The sequence below is a fragment of the Mitsuaria sp. TWR114 genome (genome assembly GCF_007997345.1).
The window spans coordinates 1-879 of the sequence record NZ_VOSR01001073.1; the positions used below are offsets into that span (position 1 = coordinate 1).

The following is an 879-nucleotide window of genomic DNA, read 5'->3' on the forward strand; positions in this document are numbered from 1 at the left end:
CGTGGAAGTCGGACTTCGCCAGCGGCGGCCCGACCCACGACGTGATCGGCATCTACAAGGCCGCCGCGCCGAAGATCGACATCGTCGGCCCCGACATCTACATGCCGGAGTCGGCCAAGGTCGAGGCCATCCTGGGCCAGTTCCAGCGCCGCGACAACGCGCTGTGGGTGCCCGAGATCGGCAACGCCGAGACCTACGCCCGCTACCACTACGCGATCCTGGGTCGCGGCGCGATCGGCGTCACGCCCTTCGGCGTCGACTACGCCGACTACAGCAACTACCCGCTGGGCTCGCCCTACACCGACCGCCGCATGACCGCGCCGATCGCCGCCGTCTACGGCAGCTTCGCGCCGATGGCCTCGCAGTGGGCGCAATGGTCGCTGGAGGGCCGCACGCACGGCGTGGCCGAAGGCGACGACCGCCAGCCGCAGACCGTCGCGCTCAAGGGCTGGACCGCCAAGGTCAGCTTCGGCGAATGGCAATTCGGCGAGCGCAGCTGGCCGCAGCTGAAGGACGAGGTCCCGCCCTCGGCCGCGAAGCCGTCCGGCGGCGTCGCCATCGCGCAGATCGGCGACGACGAATTCATCGTGACCGGCCAGCGCGCCCGCGTGCGCTTCGAGGGCGACGCGTCGTTCAAGGGCCTGGGCACGATGCTGATCCACGCGCAGGAAGGCCGCTTCGGCCCGGACGGCCGCTGGACCACCACGCGCAACTGGAACGGCGACCAGGTCGACTGGGGCCTCAACCTGCCGGCGACGCCCACGGTGCTGCGCGTCAAGCTCGGCCGCTACTGATCCTCGAGGAACCGCGCATGCAACGCCGCCGCTTCATCGCCCGCACCGCCGGCCTGGCCGCCGTCAGCGGCGGGCTTGCGCACCA

Annotated in this window: 1 protein-coding gene; it reads left to right on the forward strand. The window is 71.2% G+C overall.

Annotated elements, in window-relative coordinates:
* Positions 1 to 794: DUF5597 domain-containing protein (locus tag FUT87_RS29685; protein WP_186830813.1), on the forward strand; the 794-nt coding region annotated here is incomplete at its 5' end.
* Between the last annotated feature and the right edge of the window lie 85 nt (positions 795 to 879).